Here is a 22544-nt window from a genome sequence, read left to right on the forward strand (position 1 = left end):
CACCTGGCGCGCCGGCGACCGCGTCTTCCACGACAAGTTCGGCTACGGCACGGTGAAAAAGGCCGATGGCTCGAAATACACCGTGAAATTCGACAAGGCCGGCGAGAAGAAGGTGGTGGAGAATTTCCTGCGGGATCTGCCTTAGGGGGGCGGGTGAGGTGATCAGTTTTGCGGTCGCGCTGGGCCTGCTAGCCGTCGAGGAATGGTCGCTGCCGATGGAGCGCCGCGTCTGCGAAGGGCTGTCCTACGGAGTCTGGAGTGAACCGGATGCCAATGGACGGATGGTGCCGGTAGCACCGGACAGCTCGAGTTTCGAAGCTCATTTTCCTGTTGACGGGTTTGATGATCGGCAGACCTGCACTTGGTACACGCACCAGCTTTCGGCGCTTGATGAACGCCCCCTGCCCTCGCCCGCTCGCGGCACGGAGTTTCGTCTGACCTGGCTACGTAGCTTCCATCATCCGATGAGCTTTCGTGTGTTCGTCGACGCGCAGGCGCGACAGGCCAGGCTGGAGTGGCGTGAGGCGGACGGTGCTGGCGGCTATGATCCTGGTCAATTGGCCCGTCATGACGTTGTTTTACTAGACGATGCCGCGACGGCATCCTTCCTTGCTCGCTTGCAGGAAGCCGACATCTGCGCCGCGACACGGCAGGTCGATGGCGGCGAGGATGGTGCGCAATGGATATTCGAAAGCTCCGGGTCGGACACCTACTGCCTGCACGATGCCTGGTCACCCGGCGGCGCCTTGCGCGAGCTGGGACACTTCCTGTTCGACTACGCGAGTGTGCCCGACGACGAACGGTACTGACCACCAGGTCCTCGCCCAGACAAGGCGAGGTGGATCGCCGCACGGCGGCGAGACGGAGTGGTTGATGGGTGGTCAATGGCAGAACGCTGACGTGTTTCACCCCTTTCGCCCCGGATTCATTCCGGGGCACCTTCCCCATCAAGGGAAAGGGCCTTTTATGCATTGGACACCCCTCACACTCCGTCATCCCACGGGGAGCGCGCAGCGCTCATCCGGGGGATGACGGTGGTTACGTGGAGAGGACGCCGTTTCAAGCGTACCCGTTTACAGGTCTTCGGTCTCGGCAATCCACGTCCCCGCACGCGGGGAAGAAATCCTCAGCTCGCCCGATGACAAAACACCCGTTTCGCGGAAAGTTGGTCACTCCAGCCACCCTGTGAGCCGCCATGTTCCGTCTGCATCGCCTTTCTGTCCTCCTTGCGGCCATGACTGCCCTCGCCGCCTGTCAGCCCGAGGCCCCCGCGCCCGGCTTCACCGATCCGCATGCCGAGGCCCGACCGATTGCCTGGAATGAACTCCTCGATCGTCCCCGCGAGACGGCGACGGCGCGCCTTGCCTTTGGCGAGGGCGAGCTGGAATTTGGTGAGTTGTGGCTGCCCGAGGGCGCGGGGCCCTTCCCGGTCGTGGCCATGGTGCATGGCGGGTGCTGGCTGTCGCAGATCCCCGGCACGATCCTGCAGGATTATGTCGCCGCCGATCTGCGCGATCACGGGATCGCCGTGTGGAACCTGGAATACGCCCGGATCGGGCATGAGACGGGCGGCTGGCCGGGCACGTTCGAGGATATCGCCGACGGGATGGATCATTTGCGTGTGGTCGCGGAGGACTATCCGCTCGATCTCGACCGTCTGGTCGTCACCGGACACTCCGCCGGCGGGCATCTGGCCCTGTGGGCGGCGGCGCGAGGCAGCCTGCCCGAGAGCAGTCCGTCCTGGCGGGCCGATCCGCTCCTGCCGGACGCGGTCGTCACTCTGGCCGGGATCAATGACCTCGCTGATTACCGCGCCCACGGGCCGGGTCGCTGCGGCGAGCCGGACACGGTGGACAATCTCATTGGCCCGGTCGAGGGCCAGACGCGCGAATTGATGGCCCAGGTCTCGCCGGGTTCGATGGCGGGTATCGCGGTGGACCAGGTGATCATCTCCGGAGAACTCGACCCGATCGTCCCGCCGGTTTTGGGCGCGCGCTACACGCTTCTCGCCGCCGAGCGCGGTGACAGTGTCCGGCATGTTGCGCTGCCCGCGGCCGGCCATTTCGAACTGATCGATCCGACGGCTCCGGCGTGGCAGGACATCCGGGTGGTACTCATCGAGGCGCTGGAGGTGGAGTAAGCGTGACAAGCGGGGCCTCGCCCCCACCCATCCTTACTTGTCATGCCAGCCAGCAGGCCGCATGGGTTCATTCGCGTCAAGGCCGCCTTCGGCGCCGCGAAGCGGGCATGCGCCTTGACACGAATGAACCCATGCGGCGATCTCCCGGCAAGACAATCAAGGTCTCCTCTCGAGCTATCGCTCGCAATTTCCGCCCGATCGCACACCCTTCCCCGCTTGATTTCCGCCGCGTCAGCGTCCACACCCGCCGCCTGATCCGGAGACCGCCCATGACCACGCTTTGGCGCCTGACTGCCCTGTCCGATTTTGCCACGCTGGCGGATGTCGTCGAACGTCTCGACGAGGCCTATCCGCCGGTCGCGCTGAGCTGGGCGATCTTCGAGGAAGGCCCGACGGCCCGCCTGGACGTGCTCTTCCAGTCCATGCCCGATGAAGCCGCCTTCCGCGCCGCCTCGGGGATCAGCGAGGACATCCCGGTCGAGTTCGGGCCACTGCCGGAAGAAGACTGGGTGCGGCTGTCCCTGCAGGGTCTCAAACCGGTGGATGCCGGCCGTTTCACCCTCTTCGGCGCCCATGACCGTGACGCGGTGGAAGCCGGGCAGATCGGAATCGAGATCGAAGCCGGTCCGGCGTTTGGCACCGGCCATCACGGCACCACGCGCGGCTGCCTGATCGCCTTTTCGGAGATGCTGGATGCCGGCGCGGAACCCGGGACGGTCTTCGATCTGGGCTGTGGCACGGCGGTGCTCGCCATCGCCGCCGCGAAAGCCCTGCCAGACGCCGAAATCCTCGCATCCGATATCGACCCGGAAGCGGTCGAGGAAAGCGCCGAGAACTGCACGAAGAACACCACGCCCGGCATTGACTGTTTTGTCGCGGAAGGCCTCGACCACCCCAAGCTGGCCGGGCGCCAGTTCGAGTTGATCTTCGCCAATATCCTCGCCGGTCCGCTGGTCGAACTGGCTCCGGGCGTCGCAGACATCCTGGCACCCGGCGGCAAGGTCATCCTGTCCGGCCTGCTGACCGAACAGGAAGCCTGGGTCCGGGCCGCCTATGAGGCCGCCGGCCTCAGCGTCCACCGCCAGCCGCCACTGGAAGGCTGGGAGACGCTGATCGCCAGCAAGGCGGCCTGAGCGGCTAGTCCTCTGTCGCCGCGTTGTCGAGACCGGCGAACAAATCAGCCAGCTCAATCGAAAGCGTCTGCAGGTTTTCGCTGTCGGCATTGCCCGTCAGCGCGACCGAGACTTGCGGTTCAACATAGACGATGAGGAAAGAGCGTCCGCCCGGCGAGCCTCCGGAATGGGCGGCATAGTGCAGGTCAGCCCGCTCGGAATGCCCCGCCCAGGGACCGGGCAGATCGCTCCAGCTGTCCAGGTCAACGAGCTCGCCTGCTGCCAGCGCATCGCCCATCGCGGCAAGATCACGCGCACTGGCCAGGAGGCCCCCCGCCCCGAATTTGCACTCGGCGGACAGGCCCTCAATCCGTTGCGGCCCCTCGCCGAGATCGACCCAGTTGGTCGCCTTCTCGGCTTCTTCTGAATCACGCCGGGCCCGGTAATTCCCGCCGAGCGCAGCCAGCATCGCCGCGTCAAAACTGTCGGTCTCGGTCAACCGGACAAGCAGATGACTGAGCAGAACATAGCCATATGTCGTATAGGCCATCTCTCCTTCCGCGAGCGGGGAGAGCGGGGCGTCGATGAAGTGCCCCAGCGCATCGGCTGGCGTGTCACAGCGCCGGTCCGAAAAGCTGATCCAGTCCTCTCGCGAGGAATAGTGACGCACACCGGCGCGGTGCTCGAGCAGGTCACGGAGCGTGACGGCCTCATAATGCGCAGGCAGGTCCGGATCGACCTGGCGAACCGGGGTTTCGAGGTCGAGCCCGCGGGTCTGCTCGAGCCGCGCATAGGCCAGCGCGGTCAGCATCTTGGCCACTGAGTAGAAATTATAGTCATGGTCGACGCCGTCGGCATCGTCGCGCTCCCAGCCCGCTTCCGCTTCCCAGACGATCTCGCCGGCGACCATCACCGTGGCGTTGAGCGCCGGATAGGTGGCGGCGAGCGGTTCGAAGGCGGCTTGGGCCTGGTCGGCGACAGTCGGGGTCGCAACCTGGCCGGTCACACTCAGCCAGAGACTTGCGGCTCCGGCACTTGCGGTGAGAAAACTTCCAATCGTCAGCATCTGCATTCCTGTTGTTGACTTGCCCCCCGGCAAGAGGCGCTCATGCCGGGCAATCAGGGCCTCGCCCACCGGAAAAGGATGAATGGCTCACCTCATGGCTGGATGGCTCAAGACAATGGCAGATCGGCGCGCCGGCCTCGAAAGTGTCGGCCTTGCATTGCTCGCGCTCCTTTTCCTTTTGACCGCGCCGCAGCCGCGGATCGACGCGCGCATGCCGGAGACGGTTCGCTATTTCGATGTCGATGTCGGACTGGAGCGCCTTCTCGCCAGCCCGGCAGACGGGCAGAGGGTCGCCTATCGCAGCATTGAGCGCCCCGGGACGGCCGGCTGGCTGGTCTGGGATGACGTACCGATCTCACAGGATGGACCGCCGCCCGCCATCAGCACATCCGGCCCGTTTTCGGCAACACTCTGGTTCAATGGTGAACTGATCGGTGAGAAGGGGCAGCCCGGCCTAGACGCCACACGCGAGACCGCCGGCCCGATCGACAGCCTGTTCGCAGTTCCGGCCCGCTTGATCCAGCCCGATGGCAACCAGCTCGTCATGCGCCTGTCCAGTCATCGTGCCGGCTACACGCCCTACAGCCTGGTCCAGTCTCTTTTCGTCATGCCTTACAGCGCCGAGACCAGACGACCGGTTCGCTATTATCTTCCGCTGGCCATTCTCGGTGCCGGTCTGGTCGCGCTCGGCCTTGCTTTCGCCCTGCGGTCCCGGAGGATTGGCGATGGCCGCGGCCTCTGGCTGGCGCTTGCCCTGGCCGGACTGACAATCGCCGGTCTGGCGGAAATTACCCGGTCGATGATCAACTATCCCTATGACTGGCACCAGCCGCGCCAGGCGGTCAGTCTCATCGGCCTCGCCCTATTCGGGCTTGCCCTGTTGCGTTTTGCCCAGCAGCGCTGGGCGGCGCCGGGGCGGTCGGCAGCCATCTGGATGGGTATGACAGGGTTGGTCGCGCTGATCGGCGTTTTCGCGATGACCGGCTATGACGCCAAGTCTGCCACCGTCACTGCCTGTCTGGCGGGCTCGACCATTCTCTGGATGGCCTGGCGCGGCGATGGCCCTGCCCGGACTCTCGCGATCGGGCTGGCGATCATTCCCGCCTATGCGCTCCTGCTGCCGTCGGACCTGATCGATCGCGGCATTTACGCCCTGGTACTGGGATTGCTGGCCCTGCCCGCCATTCGCTGGCCGGACTTTCTCCAACCCGCACCGGCGGCGGCGCCTGCCATTCTCGCCCTGCAATCAACCGGACGCCTGACACGCCTGTCCTGTCCGGACATTGTCCATCTCGCGGCAGCCGGCAATTACACCGAAGTGCATATGCGCGGCGGCGCGACTCATCTGGACAATCGCAATCTGAGCGCGCTGCTCGACCTGTTGCCGGCCGACTTCGTCCGCGTGCACCGCTCACACGCGGTCAATCTGCACCAGGTCGAGGCGCTGACCAGCGAGGTCGGCAGTCGCTACCAGCTCGAACTCAAGACCGGCGCATCGGTGCCGGTCAGTCGCCGCGAAGTGGCCGACCTGCGTGAACGCCTGGCCGGCCGAAACGCCTGATCAGGCGCGCTTGCCCTTGAGGCCGAAGCTGGCAAGGAAAGCATTGACGTCATTGGTGCGCGGCAAGGCGCGGATTCCACTGCGCGAACGATTGCGCTCCATCGAGCGATTGAGCATGTCGTTGGCGTTCATGGCGCGCCAGTCATCAATCCCGTACAGCATGGGAAACTCCTTTGAATTCCCCGCGCTTTAGCCATGGATTTTCGCCGCTGCGAAGCACCGCTTCCGCAAGCCTGAGCTGCGCAAATGCATGGCATCACAAACAAGCCATGCGCAAGGTCAGGTGTGGACCCCGCTCACCCCTCCGCTGACAAGCATTGAACCGCCCCCGCGACGCGCCTACCTTGCGCGCCATGACCCAGATGATTTCCCAGACTTTCGACGTTAAGGGCGGCCCGCATTTTGGCCGCGAGAACCTGCCCAAGCTGCGCGCCGCGCTGACCACGCTTGGCCTGGACGGTTTCCTCATCCCGCATGAGGATGAGTATGACAATGAATACCTGCCGGACTGCAATGAGCGGCTCCTGTGGGCAACCGGTTTCTCCGGCTCTGCCGGTGCCGCGATCGTCATGCTCGACCGGGCCGCACTCCTGGTTGATGGCCGGTACACGGCGCAGGGTCGGCAGCAGACCGACACCAGCCTGTTCGACCAGTGTGATCTGGTTGGCCAGGGCCTTTACGGCTGGATCGAGGAACAGGGCCGCAAGGGTGAGAAAATCGGCTATGACGCGCGCCTGCACAGCCCGGCCGCACTGGATCTGCTGGAAACCGCCGCCATGCGCGCTGGCGTCGAGCTGGTCTCGGTCGACACCAATCCGATCGACGACGCGTGGACCGATCGTCCGGCCGCGCCGAAAGCCGACATTATTCCCCACCCGATCGAGTTCGCCGGCGAAGATCATGCCTCCAAGCGCCAGCGCATCGGTATTGCAATCGAACGCGGCGGCGCCGACGTCGCCGTGATCACGGCACCGCCGTCGATCGCCTGGCTCTTCAATGTGCGTGGCGGCGATGTCTCCCGCTCGCCCCTGCCGCTGTCCGCCGCCCTGATCCACAAGGATGGCAGCGCGACCTTCTTCGTCGAGCCGGACAAGCTGACTGACGAGACCCGCTCCCATCTGGGCAATGAGATCGCGGTGCGGCCGGAGAGCGAATTCGGGGCCGGCCTGTCCGAGCTTGAAGGAAAAACGGTCCGCGTCGACCCGACCACGGCTTCGGCCTGGGTCTTCGAGACGCTGAAATCCGGCGGCGCCGAGGTGCAGTCGCTGGAAGACCCGGTCATGCGTCCCAAGGCCGCAAAGAATTCTGCTGAAGTGGAAGGCTCGCGCCAGGCCCATATCCGCGACGGCGGCGCGATCACCCGCTTCCTGCACTGGCTCGACACCGAAGCCCAGTCCGGTGAGGTCGACGAGATCCAGGCCGCGCAGAAACTGGAAGCCCTGCGCAAGGAATTGCCGGAGTTGCGGGATCTGTCCTTCGACACGATCTCCGGCGCCCAGGGCAATGCGGCCTTCGCCCACTATCGTGTGTCGGAAGCCTCCAACCTCAAGCTTGCACCGGGCTCTCTCTTTCTGGTCGATAGTGGCGGACAGTATCCGGACGGCACAACGGACATCACCCGGACTGTGCCGATTGGCGATCCGACGGCCGAGATGAAGGCGCAATATACCCGCGTCCTCAAGGGCCATATCGCCCTGTCCATGGTCCGCTTCCCCGTCGGCACGACCGGGACCCAGCTCGACATTCTCGCCCGCTTCCCGCTGTGGCAGGCCGGCTTTGACTATGACCACGGCACCGGCCACGGCGTAGGCAGCTTCCTCGGCGTGCACGAAGGTCCGCAGCGGATTTCCAAGGCGCCCAATGCCGTCGCGCTGGAGCCGGGCATGATCCTGTCCAATGAGCCGGGCTACTACAAGGAAGACGGGTTCGGCATCCGGATCGAGAATTTGCAAGTCGTCACCGACGCCGCGGAGATTCCCGGTGGCGAGCGCGCAATGCTGGGTTTTGAGACCGTGACCATGGCCCCGATCCACAAGGGGCTGATCGACACGCATCTGCTCACCGCCGACGAGATCAGCTGGCTGGACAGTTATCACGCCCGTGTGCGTGAGCGCGTCCTGTCTCTGGTCGATGGCGAGGTCGCGGACTGGCTGATCAAGGCGACCGAGCCGATTGCGGGAGCCACGCCCTAGTGCGGGTACCTGTCTTCATCCTCATGGCAGCCGCCTTTCTGGGCGGCTGCTTTTATTCCGAGGATGCCCTGATTTCGCGTGGTCAGGCCGACTTCCCGCTCGAGGAAGGGGTCTACAGCCATACGCCCTATCTGACCGATGGCGTCACGCCCTTCGATCGCCCGGCCTGGACCGGCGAGATCGAGCGCAGCTGGGCCCGCTATGTCTCCGATGATGACAGCTTCCCGCATCACGGGGTCCGGCTGAAGCAAATCGCGGATGGTCTCTACATTGCCCAGAGGCGCGATGAAGAGAATTGGAGCTATGGCCTGATGCGTGTTTTCCCGGGCGGGGTGGCCACCTATCACGCGCCGGAATGCCGCAATGTCGAAGCCGTCGTGCTGGCGCGTTATGACGTTACCGAGCACGAGGAAGAACGCGGCTATTGCCGGGTCGACGACTGGGACCGGCTGGTTGGCGTCATGCTGAGCTATGCCGATGCGATGGGCGAAAACATGCCGATCGACGGTGTCTATCGGCGGATTGACTAGGCAGGTTTTATTAACTCCAGAAGCCAATAATCGAGGCGATTTCCGGAGTGAAGACACTGAGCCTGTGGACCCCCATCGATCGCTTTCTCGGCTGCGACGGATCGACCGATCTGCAACAGACCTTGCGCGCGCGACTGGCTGTTGCCTTCTCCGGCATGATGGGACTGATCGCGATCGTCAATGTGACGGTGCTCGCGCTGACCGAGAACGGCCGTGCCGGAATGGTCGAGCTTGGCCTCCTGGGTGCGGCCGGGTTCGCCGCGTGCGGGTTATTGGGCGCTTGGCTGCGTCGACCATCGATCACAATGATCATGCTGGGTGTGCTGACCGCAGCTCTCTACGCTGGCGCGATCTATGGAAATCGCGGCGACGTGCCGCCGGCATTTGCCTATACGCCCTGCGTCCTGCTCGGCTTTTACCAGTTCTGGGGGCCGCGCAGCCTCATCGTCACTGTCCCGGCCTTCAGCCTCGCCTTCGGAGCCGTACTCGCGCTCTCGGCGGGGTTTGACAATCCCAATCCCTACCCGTTCGGCGCCCTGACACTCGCGCTCGGCCTCAGCTGCATCTGGCTGCTCAGTCTCGCCGCGGTCTTCAACTCGGTGCAGGACGTCGCGGCCCGACAGCTGCGCCGGGCCAATGACGACCTCGCCGCTGCCCTCGCCGAGAGCCAGTCGGCCCAGCGCGCCAAGAGCGAATTCCTGGCCAATGTCGGCCATGAGGTCCGCACGCCCCTCAATGGCGTTCTCGGCATGGCCGATGTGATGCATCGGGTCGGCGGTCTGGCACCGGACCAGGCAGAACGTCTCGACCTGATCCGCGATAGCGGCCAGACCCTGCTGGAACTGCTCAATGAAATTCTCGACCAGTCCAAGATAGAGACCGGACAGGTCGTCGCCGAAAAGGTCGACTTCAATCTTCTCCAGGTCATCGAGATGACGGCAGCGAGCTGGCGCCCCGAGGCCGAGAGCCGCGGGCTGGATCTTCATGTAGACCTCGACGGCATACAGCTCGCCGACGTCAAGGGTGATCCATTGCGCCTGCGCCAGATCCTCAACAATCTGGTCTCCAACGCGCTCAAATTCACTGAGTTCGGCCATGTCACGATTCAGCTCAGCCAGGCGCCTGATGGGGATGACTGGCTCACAACGCTTGAGGTCATCGATACCGGCACCGGCGTGCCCGAGGCGAAGCGGGACACGATTTTCGAGGCCTTTCACCAGGCCGACGCCTCGATCACGCGACGCTATGGCGGCACAGGGCTCGGTCTGTCGATCAGCCGACAGCTGGCCCGTCTGATGGGGGGCGAGCTCCGCCTTCGCGCCAATCCGGGCGGCGGAAGCTGCTTCAGCCTGACCCTGCCGCTGGCGCCGGGGCAGGCCTCTGCCGGACCGGCGGACCAAGTGACGGCAGCTGACCGGACTGAACGGGTCGACCACGCCGGCGCCATCCGCATCCTGTCGGTCGATGATGTCGCCACCAATCACATCGTTTTGCGCGCCCTGCTGGAGCAGGTGTTCTCCGGCGCCGATCTGACCATTGATATCGCGAACTCAGGCCAGGCCGCGATCGACCTGACCGGCCAGCACCGTCACGATCTCATCTTCATGGATATCCAGATGCCGGAGATGGATGGGGCGACCGCCGCCCGTCGCATCCGCGACGCGCATCCGGACCGGGACATTGCCATCATCGCGGTATCCGCGCTGGAAGCCGATCAGAGCGCCCGCATCCTGCCCGCCGGCCTGTTCGATCACATCCTTCCCAAGCCGACATCGATCGATGCCCTGCAAGCGGTGGTGACGGCGTGGCAAAGCGATGCGGTTGCAGACGAACAGGCAAGTCGCACAGGCTGATCGCGCCCGGCAAGCTAGGCCCCGATCAGCTCAAACCACTCATCCTCGGTGAGTGTGGTGACGCCCAGGTCAGCCGCCTTCCTGGCCTTTGAACCGGCGCCGGGCCCTGCCACCAGGTAATCCGTCTTGCCCGATACCGAGCCGGCGACCTTGGCGCCGAGCGATTGGGCCTTGGCCTTGGCTTCGTCGCGGGTCATGCGCTCCAGCGCGCCGGTGAAGACGACCGTCTTGCCGGCGACCGGGCTGTCATTGGCGACCGCCTCGGCGTCCTCGATGGTGAGCTGCTCGACGAGACGGTCCAGAAGCTCGCGATTGTGGGCCTCGGTGAAATACTGGTCGAGGGCCTCGACCGCCGCATTGCCGATCCCGTCTATACCCAGCATGTCGGCACGCACGGCGTCGTCGGCCAGGTTTTCGGCGGCGGCACGGAAACTGGCCCAGCTGCCATAGGTCCGGGCAAACAGGGCCGAGGTGTTCTCCCCGACATGACGAATGCCCAGCGCATTCAAGAAGCGTGCAAGCGCGATGGTCCGGCGTTCCTCGATCGAGGCGAAGAGATTGCGGATCGAGGTCTCACCGAAACCCTCGCGCTCCTGCAAGGGCGGGACGATCTCACCGGCCTCATTGCGCGCCTTGAGGGTGAAGATGGCGGCCGGTTCGGTCATCAGCCCCTCCTCGTGGAAGGCCTCGATCTGCTTGGTGCCGAGACCTTCAATATCGAAGGCCTTGCGCGAGACGAAATGCTTCAGCCTTTCCTTGAGCTGGGCGCCGCAGATCAAGCCGCCGGTACAGCGGCGAATGGCGTCCAGCTTGCCGGATTTCTCGTCATGCTCGCGCACGGCCCGGCTGCCGCAGACCGGACAGTCCGTGGGAAAGTCAAAGGCTGCCGAGCGACCGGCACGATCTGCATCGACAACGCGCACGACCTGGGGAATGACATCGCCCGCGCGCTGGATGACAACCATATCGCCGACCCGGATGTCCTTGCGCTCGATCTCGTCCTGATTGTGCAGGGTGGCATTGGTCACCACGACGCCCCCCACCGTGACCGGCATCAGGCGGGCGACAGGGGTGAGCGCGCCGGTCCGGCCGACCTGGATATCGATCGCTTCCAGCCTTGTGGTCGCCTGCTCGGCCGGGAATTTGTGGGCGATGGCCCAGCGCGGTGCCCGGGCGACAAAACCGAGGCGCGCCTGCCAGTCGAGCCGGTCGACCTTGTAGACGACGCCGTCAATATCATAGCCCAGCCCGGCCCGGCGAGCCTCGATATCGCGATAGACCGCGATCAGCGCCTCAACACTGTCACAGCGCTGCATGAGATCATTGATGGGAAAGCCCATGGCGCCCAGACGCCGGACCGCACCCATCTGCGTCTCCGAGAGCGGCTCCGAGACGTCACCCCAGGCATAGGCAAAGAATTTCAGGGGGCGCTGGGCCGTCATTGTCGGGTCGATCTGGCGCAATGATCCGGCGGCCGCATTACGGGGATTCTTGTAGGCGTCCTTGCCGGCCTCGGCCTGACGTTCATTGAGGGCCGCGAAATCGGCATGGGACATGTAGACCTCGCCGCGCACCTCGACCACGTCGGGCCAGTCGCCGGGCGGCAGGGTCTCGGGGATGTCGTCGAGCGTGCGCAGATTCTGCGTCACATCCTCGCCGGACTGACCATCCCCGCGCGTGGCACCATGGACCAGCTTGCCCTTCTCATAGCGCAGACTGGCCGACAGCCCGTCGATCTTCGGCTCGGCCGTCACGGCGACCATCTCATCCGCTGCCAATCCGAGAAAGCGCCGGATGCGACCGACGAAATCGGCAACATCCTCATCCTTGAAAGCATTGCCGAGGGAGAGCATGGGCACGGCGTGCCGGATCTCACCGAACTTGCCCGACGGTGCCGCGCCGACTTTCTGGGTCGGGCTGAGCAAATCAATCAGGGCGGGGAAGCGCACCTCGATCGCCTCCACCTTCTGGCGCAGGGCATCATAGGCGGCGTCCGAGATTTTCGGCGCATCATTCTGGTAATAGGCCTTGTCGTGACCGGCGATCTCGCGTGCGAGGCGCGCATGTTCCGTGCGCGCTTCCTTCTCGGTCAGCTGGTCGACATCCTTGAGTGCGCTCATCAGTCCTGCCCTGCGGAATCAGTCGGGACGTGCAGTTTACGCCTCGACGGCCATCAGGGCATCGGCCTGGGCCCGTGCGGCGTCAGTAATGTCAGCGCCCGAAAGCATGCGGGCAATTTCCTCACGCCGGGCTTCGCCGTCCAGCTTGACCAGCGTGGTCCGAACACCGCCCTTGCCATCATCGGTCTTGACGATCTGCCAGTGATGGTCGGCCAGGGCTGCGACCTGGGGCGAGTGGGTGACAACCAGCGTCTGACCGCTCGCGGCCAGGCGTTTCAGACGCCGGCCAACCGCATCGGCCACCGCGCCGCCGACACCCTGGTCGACCTCGTCGAAGACCAGGACCAGCCCGTCATCCTCGCCGGCCAGGGCCACTTTCAGGGCCAGACCGAAACGCGACAGCTCGCCGCCCGAGGCAATCTTGTCGAGCGCGCCGAAGGGCGAGCCCGGATTGGTGGCCACTTCAAAGACAACATGATCGCGGCCGTCCGGCCCGGCCTTGGCATCATCGGAATTGAGCGCGACCCGGAAGCGGGCCTTGTCCATTTTCAGCGGCGGCAACTCACTTGCGACCGCCGCAGACAGGGTCTTGCCGGCCTTCTCGCGGCTGCGGCTCAGCGCATGCGCGGCATCATCATAGCGCGCGCGCGCTGCCGTCACCGCCGACTTGGCCTCGGCAATACGGTCGGACGCATTCTCGATCCCGTCGAGCTGGCCGGTGAGCTGGCCATGCAGCTCGGCGAGATCGTCGGGTGCGACATGGTGCTTGCGAGCGACGCCACGCAGGGCAAAGAGACGTTCCTCGACCTCGTTCAGCCGCCCCGGCTCGACATCGAAGGCCTGGGCTGCATCGGCCAGCGCCCCCTCGGCTTCCGTGAACTCAATCAGGGCGCGGTCAATCGCCGTGGAGGCTCGCTCCAGGGCGGTACCGGCATTACCGCCACCAGCCCCAATATGATCACGAACGCGCTCCAGACCCCGCAGGGCGGCGTTGAGACGGGACTCCAGCCCCCCACCCTCGCCGGCCAGGGCCTGCTGGGCGTCCTGAAGATCGCCCAGCGCCCGCTCGGCACCCTGCAGGAACTGGCGCTCTTCGGAGAGCCCGGCTTCTTCACCCGGACGCGGATCCAGACGGTCCAGCTCCTCGATGGCATGGCGCAGGAAATCCTGCTCGCTGTCCGAAGCCTGGTTGGCAGCGACCAGATCGTCCAGCTTGCGCTGCGCATCACTGAGGCGGCGCCAGGCCTTGCGGCAATTGGCGAGCTGGCTGTCATGGCCGGCGAAACTGTCGAGATAGGTCCGGTGGGTCCGCGGATCCATCAGACCACGCCCGTCATGCTGGCCATGAACTTCCACCAGTACATCACCCAGGCCCCGCAAGAGGCCGATACTGGCGGGCTGGTCATTGACGTGTGCGCGCGAGCGTCCGTCTTCGCCCAAGCGGCGACGCAGGATAAGCGGCTCGCCCGGCTCGACGGTCAGACCGGCCTCCTCGATCACCTGCCAGGCGGGATGTCCGGTCGGCAGGTCGAATTCGGCGATCGCCTGGGCCTCATCCGCTCCGCTGCGGACCTGCGCGCGGTCAGCGCGCTCGCCGGCAGCAAGTCCCAAGGCGCCGAGCAGGATTGATTTGCCCGCACCGGTCTCGCCCGTCAGCGCGCACAATCCACCATCGAACGCAGCATCAAGCGCATCGATCAGGACGACATTGCGAATAGAGAGGGAGAGCAGCATTCAGCGCGTAGGCACCCCCGGACCGGATTAGCCGAACAGGCGTCGCATGGCCCGTTCAAGGAAGGTTGGATCAGCCTGGTCGATCGCTTCATCGATCGAGATCCCCTCACGCGTGAGGAGGTCATAGCTGTTCTCATACCATTCACTGCCCGGGAAGTTATAGCCGAGAACGGCCGCCACCTGGCGGGCTTCCTCGTCGACACCCAGCGAGACATAGGACTCGACCAGACGGTGCAGGGCTTCGGGCACATGGCTGGTATTGCCGTACTCGCGCAGCACATTCTGGAACCGGTTGATCGCCGCGAGGTGATAGCCGCGACGCAGATACCAGCGACCAACGCTCATTTCCTTGCCGGCAAGGTGGTCGCGCGTCATGTCAATCTTCAGACGGGCGTCGGTTGCGTAACGGCTCTCCGGGAAACGGCGCACGACCTGTTCAAGCGCCATCATGGCCTGCTGAGTCGCGGCCTGGTCCCGGCCGACATCCATGATCTGTTCGAAATGGCAGATCGCGATCAGGTAATAGGCATAGGCCGCATTGCGATTGCCCGGGTGCAGCGAGATGAAGCGCTGCGCGTCCGAGATCGCTTCTTCGTAATTCGTCGATTCGTAATTGGCATAGGCGGCCATCAGCATCGAGCGTCGCGCCCACTCCGAATAGGGGTGCTGGCGCTCGACTTCATCGAACTGGGCTGCAGCAAGCGGGAACTGGCCCCGATCAAGCGATTCGAACGCGGTTGCGTAAATCGTCTCCGCCGGGCGCTCGACATAAGCGACGGACGTATCCGGCCCACTGGCGCAGGACGCCAGAATGGCTGACAGGAGAAGCGGGACAACTAAACGCGACTTAAAGGTCATGAAGGCACGGCTCAACAGCTCTGGCAGCCGGAAGGGCCGCCCGTTCGAATAGGTTTGTAGCGGATGATTGGCTCGCACAAAAGGCCGCTGTCAGGTCAAGGACGGTTCAGGGGGTAATATGGCAGTCGGATCGGGAAACCGATCGGGGCTCAAAGCCCCTTGCAACGGGCACAGGACCGGGCCTGAAACCAGTCAGGCCTCTCCAATTGCTGTGCGAAACAAGTGGGGTATCAGTTCAGCGAGCCATGGCGAGGGCACCGGCCTCGACATCGCGCAGGCTGACCCATTTCCAGCTGGACGGGTCATCCAGCAGGGCACGAACAGCCGCATTATTGATCGCATGGCCCGGACGGCTCGCCCGGTAGCAGCCAATGATCGGCGCGCCGGCGAGTGCGATATCGCCCAGGGCATCAAGGGCCTTGTGGCGCACGAACTCATCCTTGAAGCGCAGACCTTCCGGATTGGCGATCCCGTCATCATCCAGCACGACCGCATTATCCATCGAGCCACCGCGCGCGAGGCCCGCTGCAAGCAGGGCTTCATAATCCTTGCGGAAACCGAAAGTCCGCGCCGAGGCGATGTCATCGCTGAAAATGTCCGGGGCAATGTCAAAGCCACAGGACTGGCGACCGACCGCGGCATGCTCGAAGCTGATCTCGATCTCGATTGACGGCTTGAGCGCGGGCATGAAACCGGCGCTGCGCTCGTCATCCTCGATCATCACCGGACGCAGGACCTGGATGGCGCGACGCGGCATGGCGTGCGCTTTCAGTCCGACCTGGCGGATGAGTTTGACGAAGGGCTCGGACGAACCGTCCATGACCGGGATTTCCGACCCCTCGACCTCGATCACGGCATCGTCGACACCCAGACCGGCCAGAGCGGCCATCAAATGCTCGATCGTGGCGACCGACACGCCATCTTCATTCGAAATCGTCGTGCCGAGGCGCACTTCATTCACGTTGTGAGCGAGCGCCGCGATGCGATTATTGCGATCAGTGATGTCGGAGCGGACAAAGATGATGCCTGCGCCGGCACTGGCCGGTTGCAGAACCATTCGGACCCGCTCTCCGGAATGAAGACCGATGCCTGCAAAAACAACAGGAGCCGCCAATGTGTGCCGGTTAATCACGATTACGCGCCATCTTGCTTTAGGTTTACGCTCAACAACAAATGACGGCAGAGCAGCCGTCCGTGTTTGCAGTGAACGACAGGCGGGGTCTGTATTCAATTAAAGCATTGTTGCGGTTTGTTACGCATTCGCAGCAAAACGGGGCGCCCGATGGAGCGCCCCGTTTTTCATTTGAATTCAGATGGTTATGAAATCAGTTGGCTTGTCTGCGCAGGAAGGCCGGGATTTCCAGATCACCTTCTTCCAGACTGTCGCCAAACAGGTCACCGGAGGCCGGGCGCTGCGCCGACTGAACCGGAGCCGTCTTGGTCACCGGCGCGGCCTTCGGTGCCGGCTCGGCCGGCTTCTTGCGGCGACCGAAAAGTGAAAAACCGCGCTTCTCTTCCTTGGCCTCGGCCTGCGGCGCAGCCGTTTCGGAGCGACGCTCCTCATAGCGCGCATTCAGGCGTTCGGCTTCCTGGGCGAGTCGGGCCTGGTCATGAACGACCTGCGGTGCGTCAGTCCTCATCTCGGCCTGCGACGTGCGCACTTCGGACACATAGGGATCACGCTCGACATGGACGGAATTGGTGGAGATCGCGTCGGACAAGTCCTCCGCTCCCACAGCCCGCTTCATCGGCTCGACCTGGAATTCATTGTCTGCATCCGACTCGACCCGCGGCTCCGGCGTGGCGTGCGCGGCCGGGGCCTCGCGACGCGTTTCCGGCGCCCGTGACTCCTGGACACGCGTCTCGACAGTGCGCTCGGTCATCGCGCGACCGGGACGATCCGAATTGCTCCGCTTCCACGGAAGGATCGCGTCATTCGGGCTGGACTGGGCCTGCGCGGAGGCACGCTGGCGCGCCCGCGGATCGGCCTGGACCATGACTTCCGCGTCGATGCCCGTCGCCACAACGGAGACCCGCATGGAGCCGTCCATAGTCTCGTCGAACGTCGAGCCGACAATGATATTGGCCTCGGGGTCGACTTCGGCGCGGATCTCGTTCGCCGCCTCATCGACTTCATACAAGGTCATGTCATAGCCGCCGGTGATGTTGATCAGAACGCCGGTCGCGCCCTTCATCGACACATCATCAAGCAGCGGATTGGAAATTGCAGCCTGGGCAGCTTCAACGGCACGCTTCTCGCCGCCCGCTTCGCCCGTACCCATCATCGCCTTGCCCATCTCGTTCATCACCGCCCGAACGTCGGCAAAGTCGAGATTGATCAGGCCCGGCATGACCATCAGGTCGGTAATTCCACGCACGCCGGAATGCAGCACCTGGTCAGCCATCGAGAAGGCCTCCGCGAAGGTGGTCTTTTCCGTGGCGATACGGAACAGGTTCTGGTTCGGGATCACGATCAGCGTATCGACATGATCCTGGAGTTGCTCAATCCCGCTCTCGGCCAGCTTCATGCGGCGCGAGCCTTCGAAATGGAAAGGCTTGGTGACGACACCAACGGTCAGGATACCCATCTCGCGGGCCGCGCGGGCCACGACGGGCGCACCACCGGTGCCGGTACCACCGCCCATGCCCGCGGTGATGAAGACCATGTGGGCGCCGCCCAGATGCTCGCGGATTTCCTCAAGGGAATCCTCGGCCGACTGCTCTCCGACTTCCGGTCGCGCACCCGCGCCCAGACCTTCGGTGATCGCTGCGCCCATCTGCACACGCTTTTCAGCCTGTGAACGCTGCAAGGCCTGCGCATCGGTATTGGCAACGACGAAGTCGACACCCTCGAGTTTGGCCTCGATCATGTTGTTGACGGCATTGCCCCCGGCGCCCCCGACACCAAAGACGACAATGCGCGGCCGCAATTCGGTCGTTTCAGGAATGGAGAGGTTCAGCGTCATGGGAGCCTCGTGCTCGGGACTGGAGTTAACAAAGATTCACCATGAAGTGTCGCCCCGAGACGCTTAAGCAGGCGTTAAAGACAGGCCGATTGCGGCAGGAATTGCCTTGCGATTCGCACCCGGCCCGAGGTGCTTTGGCCCATGCTCCGGTGACCCGATACCGCCTGCCGTCAACAGGTCCGGCCATGCGCGAGGCGCGTCTGCGGACCGGTCCAAGGCCGCTCAGAAGCTCTCGGCAAACCAGCGCCACATGGACGCGGCACCACCCTGCCCGGCCTCGCCACGCACGCGCCGCGGAACCACCGGCAAACCGCTCATGCGCGGCGGGCCCGCGATTGCTTCGGCGGCGCCGCGGGTCTCGCGGCGGACCACGCCCGCAGCGGCACTGAAGGCCGGTCCGGACACCGCATCACCCAGCCCGCTGACACCGCTAGGCCCGGCAATCCGGACCTGTTTGCCAAAGATCCGGGCCGCCAGTTCGGCCGCACCGGGCAATTGGGCGCCACCACCGGTCAGGACCAGACGCCGGCCCGACGTCTTGCCGACGCCGGCCGCATCAAGGCGATCGCGGATCAGCTCGAATGTTTCTTCCAGGCGCGGCCGGATGATCGAATTCAGCAGCGAGCGCGGCGCGCTGTCATACATCGCCCCATTCTCGCCGGAGACCGAGGGAACCTCGATCATCTGCTGATCATCTTCCGGACTGTCCAGCGCCGAGCCGTAGAGAGTTTTCAGGCGCTCGGCGGCGGCCAATGGAGTCGACAGGCCGCGCGCCACATCGGACGTCACATGCGACCCACCGACCGGAACGGCGTCGATATGCAGGAGCGCGCCTTCGGCGAAGACCGCCGCGGTCGTCGCTCCGGCCCCCATGTCGATCAGGGTCGCGCCCAGCTTGACCTCGTCATCGGCAAGCGCCGACAGACCGGAAGCATAGGGCGTCGCCACCACGCCCTTGAGATCGAGATGGCAGCGTTCGATACAGGTCGACAGATTGCGCAGCGGGCCGATGGCGGCGGTGATGACATGAACCTCAACGCCCAGCGTCTTGCCGAACATGCCGCGCGGATCCTTGATCCCGCGATGATCATCAACCGACCAGGACAGTGGAATGGCGTGCAGGACAACGCGGTCCTCGATTGCGAATTCGGCCAGAGCGCCATCAAGCAGGCGGCGCGGCTCGCGCTCGGTGATTTCACGTTGCGGCAGATCGATCTCGGCGGCCAGGCGCGTCGAGGCCGGCTGTCCGGCCGAGAGGGTGACGGTGACCGCATTGACCGCGATACCCGCCATGCGCTCGGCCTGTTCGACGGCAGTCCGGATGGCTTCGGCCGCAGCGTCCATGTCGACAACCGCACCGGCACGCATCCCGCGTGAGGACTGGTGGCCGACGCCGATCACACGCGGGCGCGGCCCGGCAATGGTCTGATCCGTACGAGCAATGAAGCAGGCGATCTTGGACGACCCGACATCGAGTGCGGCGCAGACGCCCTGGGATTTGGAACCGCTGACAGCGCTGGGCTGACGCGACCGGAACAGATCGAACACACTCACGCTTCACGCTCCCGCATACCGGCCGCCGCTGCCCGATCAGGCAGGGCCCGGACGATCAGATCGCCCTCGCCGCGTAGGTCAAAACTCTCGGCGGCCAGGCGCAGGACACCGCGCTCGGCCTGGAGGCGGGCGAGAATGGCAATCGACGCCACCACATCCCCCTCCGGCAATTTCACATCAGCCCCGCTGTCGAGGCGCAAATTCCAGCGGCGCTCGCCGACCCGGACCGCACCGACGACACGGCCGGCGACATCGGGGTAATGGCTCAGCGCATCGACGATTTCCGGCGCGGCCTGATTGGCGCCCTCGGCGACGACGAGCGGCAGGTCCGGCGGATTCATCACATCGGCGTCGGCGAGCACGATACCGTCACGATCAATCACATGCAGTCCGCCCTCGACCTGCCAGAGGGCAAAGGCCTCACGGGTTTCCACGACGATGGCGATCCGGTTCGGCAGCAGGCGCGCGACCCGGGCCCGGCGGATAATCGGCATGGCTTCGACGCGGGAGCGAATGATCTCGGGGTCGACGGAAAAGATGGACTGGCCATCAGTGATCTGTGAGGCGAGGACGATCTCGTGCGCCATCTCGCCACGGGCACCGGTCACATCGACGGCACGCACGGCAAAGCCGGCATCTGCCAGCTGACCTTCAACGCGGTCACCGGCCCAGGCGGTCACGTCATCCAGCTGTCCGAAAAGCGCAAGTCCGCCCAGCGTGACAGCCGACAGGCCGGCCACGGCGAGCCCGCCGAAACGGGCTGCATTCGCCATACGGTATCTGACACCCCGGATCTGGGCCTCGGCCCAGTTACGCAAACGCCGCGGTGCGGACACCGCGGCGGACTGGGGTTTGGTCTTGCGACGGCCCGCATTACGCGAACCGGCACGCCTCACCTTCGACACGACGCATTCTCCGCCATCCATGCAACGAGATCAGAAAACGCGATCCCGCAATACTGCGCCTGTTCTGGCGCTAGTGATGTAGGTGTCATGCCCGGCTGGGTGTTAATTTCGAGTAACCATAGCGGTGTATGCGAATCGGTGTCGTAGCGGAAATCTGACCGCGTCATCCCGCGACATCCCAAGGCCTGGTGCGCTTTCAGGGCGAGAGATTTGGCCAGTTCGGCGATCTCGTCCGACACGGGCGCCGGTAAAATATGATCCGATCCGCCGGCGGAATACTTCGCCTCGTAATCATAGAAAGTCGTGTTCGGCTTGATCTCGGTCACGCACAGGGCGCGATCTTCCATGACCGCCACCGTCAGCTCCCGTCCCGGAATATAGCGCTCGATCAGGATCTCATCGCCGAGCGCCCAGGCGGTCGAGCCCAGTTCGGCTGGCGGGCGATTGGCGCCTTCCAGCACGATATGCACACCGACTGACGACCCCTGGGCATTCGGCTTGGCCACATAGGGCGGCTTCATCGCATGCGACTTGGCGGCCTCGAAGCGATTGGTGATCAGGCCTTCCGGACAAGGAATACCGGCGGCGCGCAGCACGTCCTTGGCTTTTTGCTTGTCCATGGCCAGGGCCGAGGCGAGCACGCCCGAATGGGTGTAGGGCTTGCCGAAATGCTCGAGCACGCCCTGAACCAGCCCGTCCTCGCCCCATTCGCCGTGCAGCGCATTGAAGACGATATCCGGATCGGCGTCCGCGAGTTGTTGCGACAGATTGCGGCCGGCATCGATCTCGACAACATCATAGCCGGCGTCGCGCAGGCCCTTGGCGCAGGCCGCACCCGAGACCAGGGAAACATCCCGTTCCGGCGACAGACCGCCCGACAAAACCGCGATACGCTTGCTCATGATTTCCTACCAGCTGCTTCCTCGCCTGCAGAATCGTTCGATATCGCCAATCGGCTAGCTCCACCGCGTTCTGCAAGCTCAACCAATTCAATCAGACATTCAGGTGGCGCAGACCCGAAGTCCACATGAAGGGAATCTTCTGAGATTGAAACGCTGTGAATCATGCCGCCAGGCTGGCCCGGCGCCGCTTGCGCTTCACGACCGCTCTCAAGCCCGAACCAATCATTGAACCAAGGATCCAGCACCACGCCTTCCCAGCGTGCACCTTCGATTGTGATGACGGCTTGAGACCAAACAAAAGGCTCTATGTGTATTTGAGCCTCGCCCATCTGGCCGCTCACAGGCTCGAAATTCAACGCGTAGTCGGGCCAAAAGGGAACGACTTCGGAGCGACCAGATGCGTTTTGAACGAAATCCACACGAGCAAGATTTCCAAACAGTGCAGATTCGGACTGGAGCTGAAACGCCACTTCCGGAGAATTGGGGCCCTCGCGTTGCATCTGAGCTTCGACCCAGTTCGCGTACTGATCCACATAGTGAGATTGGACCTGCTCGATGACTATAATCCATTCTGGTGTCATGGCTTACCCCATCTGGCCGCGCATCAGCACGGCAATTCGCTTGGTCATACCCTTACCTCAAAAACGGTCCGGCTTTGGCTTCCAGCAACCGGATCAACTCAGGATCCATCACTTCATACTCGTCCGGAATTCCCAGACAGATGATCCGCTTTCCGTCCAGCACAGCCTTGTGCTTTTTGCGCAGCTTGTTCTTGTGCGCCTGTTCCATCACGAAGATCACATTGGCCCATTCAATCTGGTCGTGGGACAGCACGACGACCGCGTCATGGTTCAAACCGGCTGAGTCCGTCTCCACACCCGACCAGGACGCGAACACATGCTCGGCGGTAGGACTGCGCAACTTGTTGGCCGAACATATGAAAAGTGCCCGCTTCATAGATCGCCAGCCCGCGCGGTGCAGACAATTCCGGATACTCGCGCGACACTCAGCTCCTGCACGAATACGCCTGCAACACGCTTGCTCATGAGCT

At 64.0% G+C, this 22544-nt stretch carries 19 protein-coding genes; 7 read left to right on the forward strand and 12 right to left on the reverse strand.

Annotation, left to right across the window (positions count from 1 at the left end; genetic code table 11):
• Positions 1 to 158 precede the first annotated feature (158 nt).
• The 3 genes from QZ266_RS00125 (at position 159) to QZ266_RS00135 (ending at position 3273) form a co-directional block, all read left to right on the forward strand.
• Positions 159 to 809 (forward strand): hypothetical protein, encoded by a 651-nt coding sequence (locus QZ266_RS00125; RefSeq protein ID WP_295690446.1) that lies wholly within the window; start codon positions 159 to 161, stop codon positions 807 to 809.
• A gap of 386 nt (positions 810 to 1195) precedes the next feature.
• Complete coding sequence (locus QZ266_RS00130) at positions 1196 to 2140, forward strand: alpha/beta hydrolase (protein WP_295690450.1); 945 nt, start codon at positions 1196 to 1198, stop codon at positions 2138 to 2140.
• A 269-nt stretch (positions 2141 to 2409) separates the two neighbouring features.
• On the forward strand, positions 2410 to 3273 hold the full coding sequence (locus QZ266_RS00135) for a 50S ribosomal protein L11 methyltransferase (RefSeq protein ID WP_295690453.1): 864 nt from the start codon (positions 2410 to 2412) through the stop codon (positions 3271 to 3273).
• Positions 3274 to 3277: 4 nt separating this feature from the next.
• Here the strand turns inward: QZ266_RS00135 and QZ266_RS00140 are convergent, their stop codons facing one another.
• Positions 3278 to 4318 carry a serine hydrolase gene (locus QZ266_RS00140; RefSeq protein ID WP_295690455.1) on the reverse strand — a complete coding sequence of 347 codons (1041 nt, stop codon included), beginning with the start codon at positions 4316 to 4318 and terminating at the stop codon, positions 3278 to 3280.
• 82 nt (positions 4319 to 4400) lie between these two features.
• Here QZ266_RS00140 and QZ266_RS00145 point away from each other — a divergent pair, with 82 nt between their 5' ends.
• Positions 4401 to 5879: a LytTR family DNA-binding domain-containing protein gene (locus tag QZ266_RS00145; protein ID WP_295690457.1), complete on the forward strand. Its 1479-nt coding sequence runs from the start codon at positions 4401 to 4403 to the stop codon at positions 5877 to 5879.
• Here QZ266_RS00145 and QZ266_RS00150 read toward each other — a convergent pair whose 3' ends face one another.
• Positions 5880 to 6041, reverse strand: a complete 162-nt coding sequence (locus QZ266_RS00150) for a hypothetical protein (protein WP_295690458.1) — start codon at positions 6039 to 6041, stop codon at positions 5880 to 5882. It abuts the gene before it with no gap.
• Positions 6042 to 6232: 191 nt separating this feature from the next.
• Here QZ266_RS00150 and QZ266_RS00155 point away from each other — a divergent pair, with 191 nt between their 5' ends.
• The 3 genes from QZ266_RS00155 to QZ266_RS00165 are packed head-to-tail and all read left to right on the forward strand — an operon-like array spanning position 6233 to position 10454.
• Positions 6233 to 8071: an aminopeptidase P family protein gene (locus QZ266_RS00155; RefSeq protein WP_295690461.1), complete on the forward strand. Its 1839-nt coding sequence runs from the start codon at positions 6233 to 6235 to the stop codon at positions 8069 to 8071.
• A complete protein-coding gene (locus QZ266_RS00160; protein WP_295690462.1) occupies positions 8071 to 8601 on the forward strand; it encodes a hypothetical protein in 531 nt (176 codons plus the stop codon). The genes QZ266_RS00155 and QZ266_RS00160 overlap by 1 nt, the downstream gene beginning before the upstream one ends.
• A gap of 47 nt (positions 8602 to 8648) precedes the next feature.
• Entirely contained in the window at positions 8649 to 10454 is a 1806-nt protein-coding gene (locus QZ266_RS00165) for an ATP-binding protein (RefSeq protein WP_295690465.1), read from the forward strand.
• 14 nt (positions 10455 to 10468) lie between these two features.
• On the opposite strand, the gene ligA is transcribed toward QZ266_RS00165, so the two are convergent.
• The 10 genes from ligA to QZ266_RS00215 form a co-directional block, all read right to left on the reverse strand.
• Complete coding sequence (gene ligA / locus QZ266_RS00170) at positions 10469 to 12574, reverse strand: NAD-dependent DNA ligase LigA (protein ID WP_295690467.1); 2106 nt, start codon at positions 12572 to 12574, stop codon at positions 10469 to 10471.
• Between the two features lie 36 nt (positions 12575 to 12610).
• On the reverse strand, positions 12611 to 14308 hold the full coding sequence (recN, locus tag QZ266_RS00175) for a DNA repair protein RecN (RefSeq protein WP_295690470.1): 1698 nt from the start codon (positions 14306 to 14308) through the stop codon (positions 12611 to 12613).
• 27 nt (positions 14309 to 14335) lie between these two features.
• On the reverse strand, positions 14336 to 15166 hold the full coding sequence (locus QZ266_RS00180) for an outer membrane protein assembly factor BamD (protein WP_295690471.1): 831 nt from the start codon (positions 15164 to 15166) through the stop codon (positions 14336 to 14338).
• Positions 15167 to 15401: 235 nt separating this feature from the next.
• Entirely contained in the window at positions 15402 to 16298 is an 897-nt protein-coding gene (gene lpxC / locus QZ266_RS00185; protein ID WP_295690474.1) for a UDP-3-O-acyl-N-acetylglucosamine deacetylase, read from the reverse strand.
• Positions 16299 to 16491: 193 nt separating this feature from the next.
• Positions 16492 to 18132, reverse strand: a complete 1641-nt coding sequence (ftsZ, locus tag QZ266_RS00190) for a cell division protein FtsZ (protein ID WP_295690476.1) — start codon at positions 18130 to 18132, stop codon at positions 16492 to 16494.
• Positions 18133 to 18354: 222 nt separating this feature from the next.
• On the reverse strand, positions 18355 to 19686 hold the full coding sequence (gene ftsA, locus QZ266_RS00195; RefSeq protein ID WP_295690478.1) for a cell division protein FtsA: 1332 nt from the start codon (positions 19684 to 19686) through the stop codon (positions 18355 to 18357).
• Complete coding sequence (locus QZ266_RS00200; RefSeq protein ID WP_295690479.1) at positions 19683 to 20591, reverse strand: cell division protein FtsQ/DivIB; 909 nt, start codon at positions 20589 to 20591, stop codon at positions 19683 to 19685. Before QZ266_RS00200 ends, ftsA begins: the two co-directional genes overlap by 4 nt.
• The gene (locus QZ266_RS00205) at positions 20579 to 21493 is read right to left on the reverse strand and encodes a D-alanine--D-alanine ligase (protein WP_295690481.1); all 915 of its coding nucleotides are present in this window, start codon (positions 21491 to 21493) and stop codon (positions 20579 to 20581) included. Before QZ266_RS00205 ends, QZ266_RS00200 begins: the two co-directional genes overlap by 13 nt.
• The gene (locus tag QZ266_RS00210) at positions 21490 to 22074 is read right to left on the reverse strand and encodes a hypothetical protein (RefSeq protein ID WP_295690483.1); all 585 of its coding nucleotides are present in this window, start codon (positions 22072 to 22074) and stop codon (positions 21490 to 21492) included. Before QZ266_RS00210 ends, QZ266_RS00205 begins: the two co-directional genes overlap by 4 nt.
• Before the next feature lie 52 nt (positions 22075 to 22126).
• Positions 22127 to 22450 (reverse strand): low molecular weight protein tyrosine phosphatase family protein, encoded by a 324-nt coding sequence (locus QZ266_RS00215; RefSeq protein WP_367178189.1) that lies wholly within the window; start codon positions 22448 to 22450, stop codon positions 22127 to 22129.
• Positions 22451 to 22544 lie beyond the last annotated feature (94 nt).

Source organism: uncultured Maricaulis sp. (assembly GCF_905480005.1).
Taxonomy (GTDB): domain Bacteria; phylum Pseudomonadota; class Alphaproteobacteria; order Caulobacterales; family Maricaulaceae; genus Maricaulis.

Coding starts and splice junctions, on each gene's coding strand:
- QZ266_RS00215 (WP_367178189.1), bottom strand. CDS start 22,450: ATGAAGCGGGCACTTTTCATATGTTCGGCCAACAAGTTGCGCAGTCCT.
- QZ266_RS00130 (WP_295690450.1), top strand. CDS start 1,196: ATGTTCCGTCTGCATCGCCTTTCTGTCCTCCTTGCGGCCATGACTGCC.
- ftsZ (WP_295690476.1), bottom strand. CDS start 18,132: ATGACGCTGAACCTCTCCATTCCTGAAACGACCGAATTGCGGCCGCGC.
- QZ266_RS00150 (WP_295690458.1), bottom strand. CDS start 6,041: ATGCTGTACGGGATTGATGACTGGCGCGCCATGAACGCCAACGACATG.
- ligA (WP_295690467.1), bottom strand. CDS start 12,574: ATGAGCGCACTCAAGGATGTCGACCAGCTGACCGAGAAGGAAGCGCGC.
- QZ266_RS00145 (WP_295690457.1), top strand. CDS start 4,401: ATGGCTCACCTCATGGCTGGATGGCTCAAGACAATGGCAGATCGGCGC.
- QZ266_RS00140 (WP_295690455.1), bottom strand. CDS start 4,318: ATGCTGACGATTGGAAGTTTTCTCACCGCAAGTGCCGGAGCCGCAAGT.
- QZ266_RS00210 (WP_295690483.1), bottom strand. CDS start 22,074: ATGACACCAGAATGGATTATAGTCATCGAGCAGGTCCAATCTCACTAT.
- QZ266_RS00155 (WP_295690461.1), top strand. CDS start 6,233: ATGACCCAGATGATTTCCCAGACTTTCGACGTTAAGGGCGGCCCGCAT.
- recN (WP_295690470.1), bottom strand. CDS start 14,308: ATGCTGCTCTCCCTCTCTATTCGCAATGTCGTCCTGATCGATGCGCTT.
- QZ266_RS00205 (WP_295690481.1), bottom strand. CDS start 21,493: ATGAGCAAGCGTATCGCGGTTTTGTCGGGCGGTCTGTCGCCGGAACGG.
- QZ266_RS00135 (WP_295690453.1), top strand. CDS start 2,410: ATGACCACGCTTTGGCGCCTGACTGCCCTGTCCGATTTTGCCACGCTG.
- QZ266_RS00180 (WP_295690471.1), bottom strand. CDS start 15,166: ATGACCTTTAAGTCGCGTTTAGTTGTCCCGCTTCTCCTGTCAGCCATT.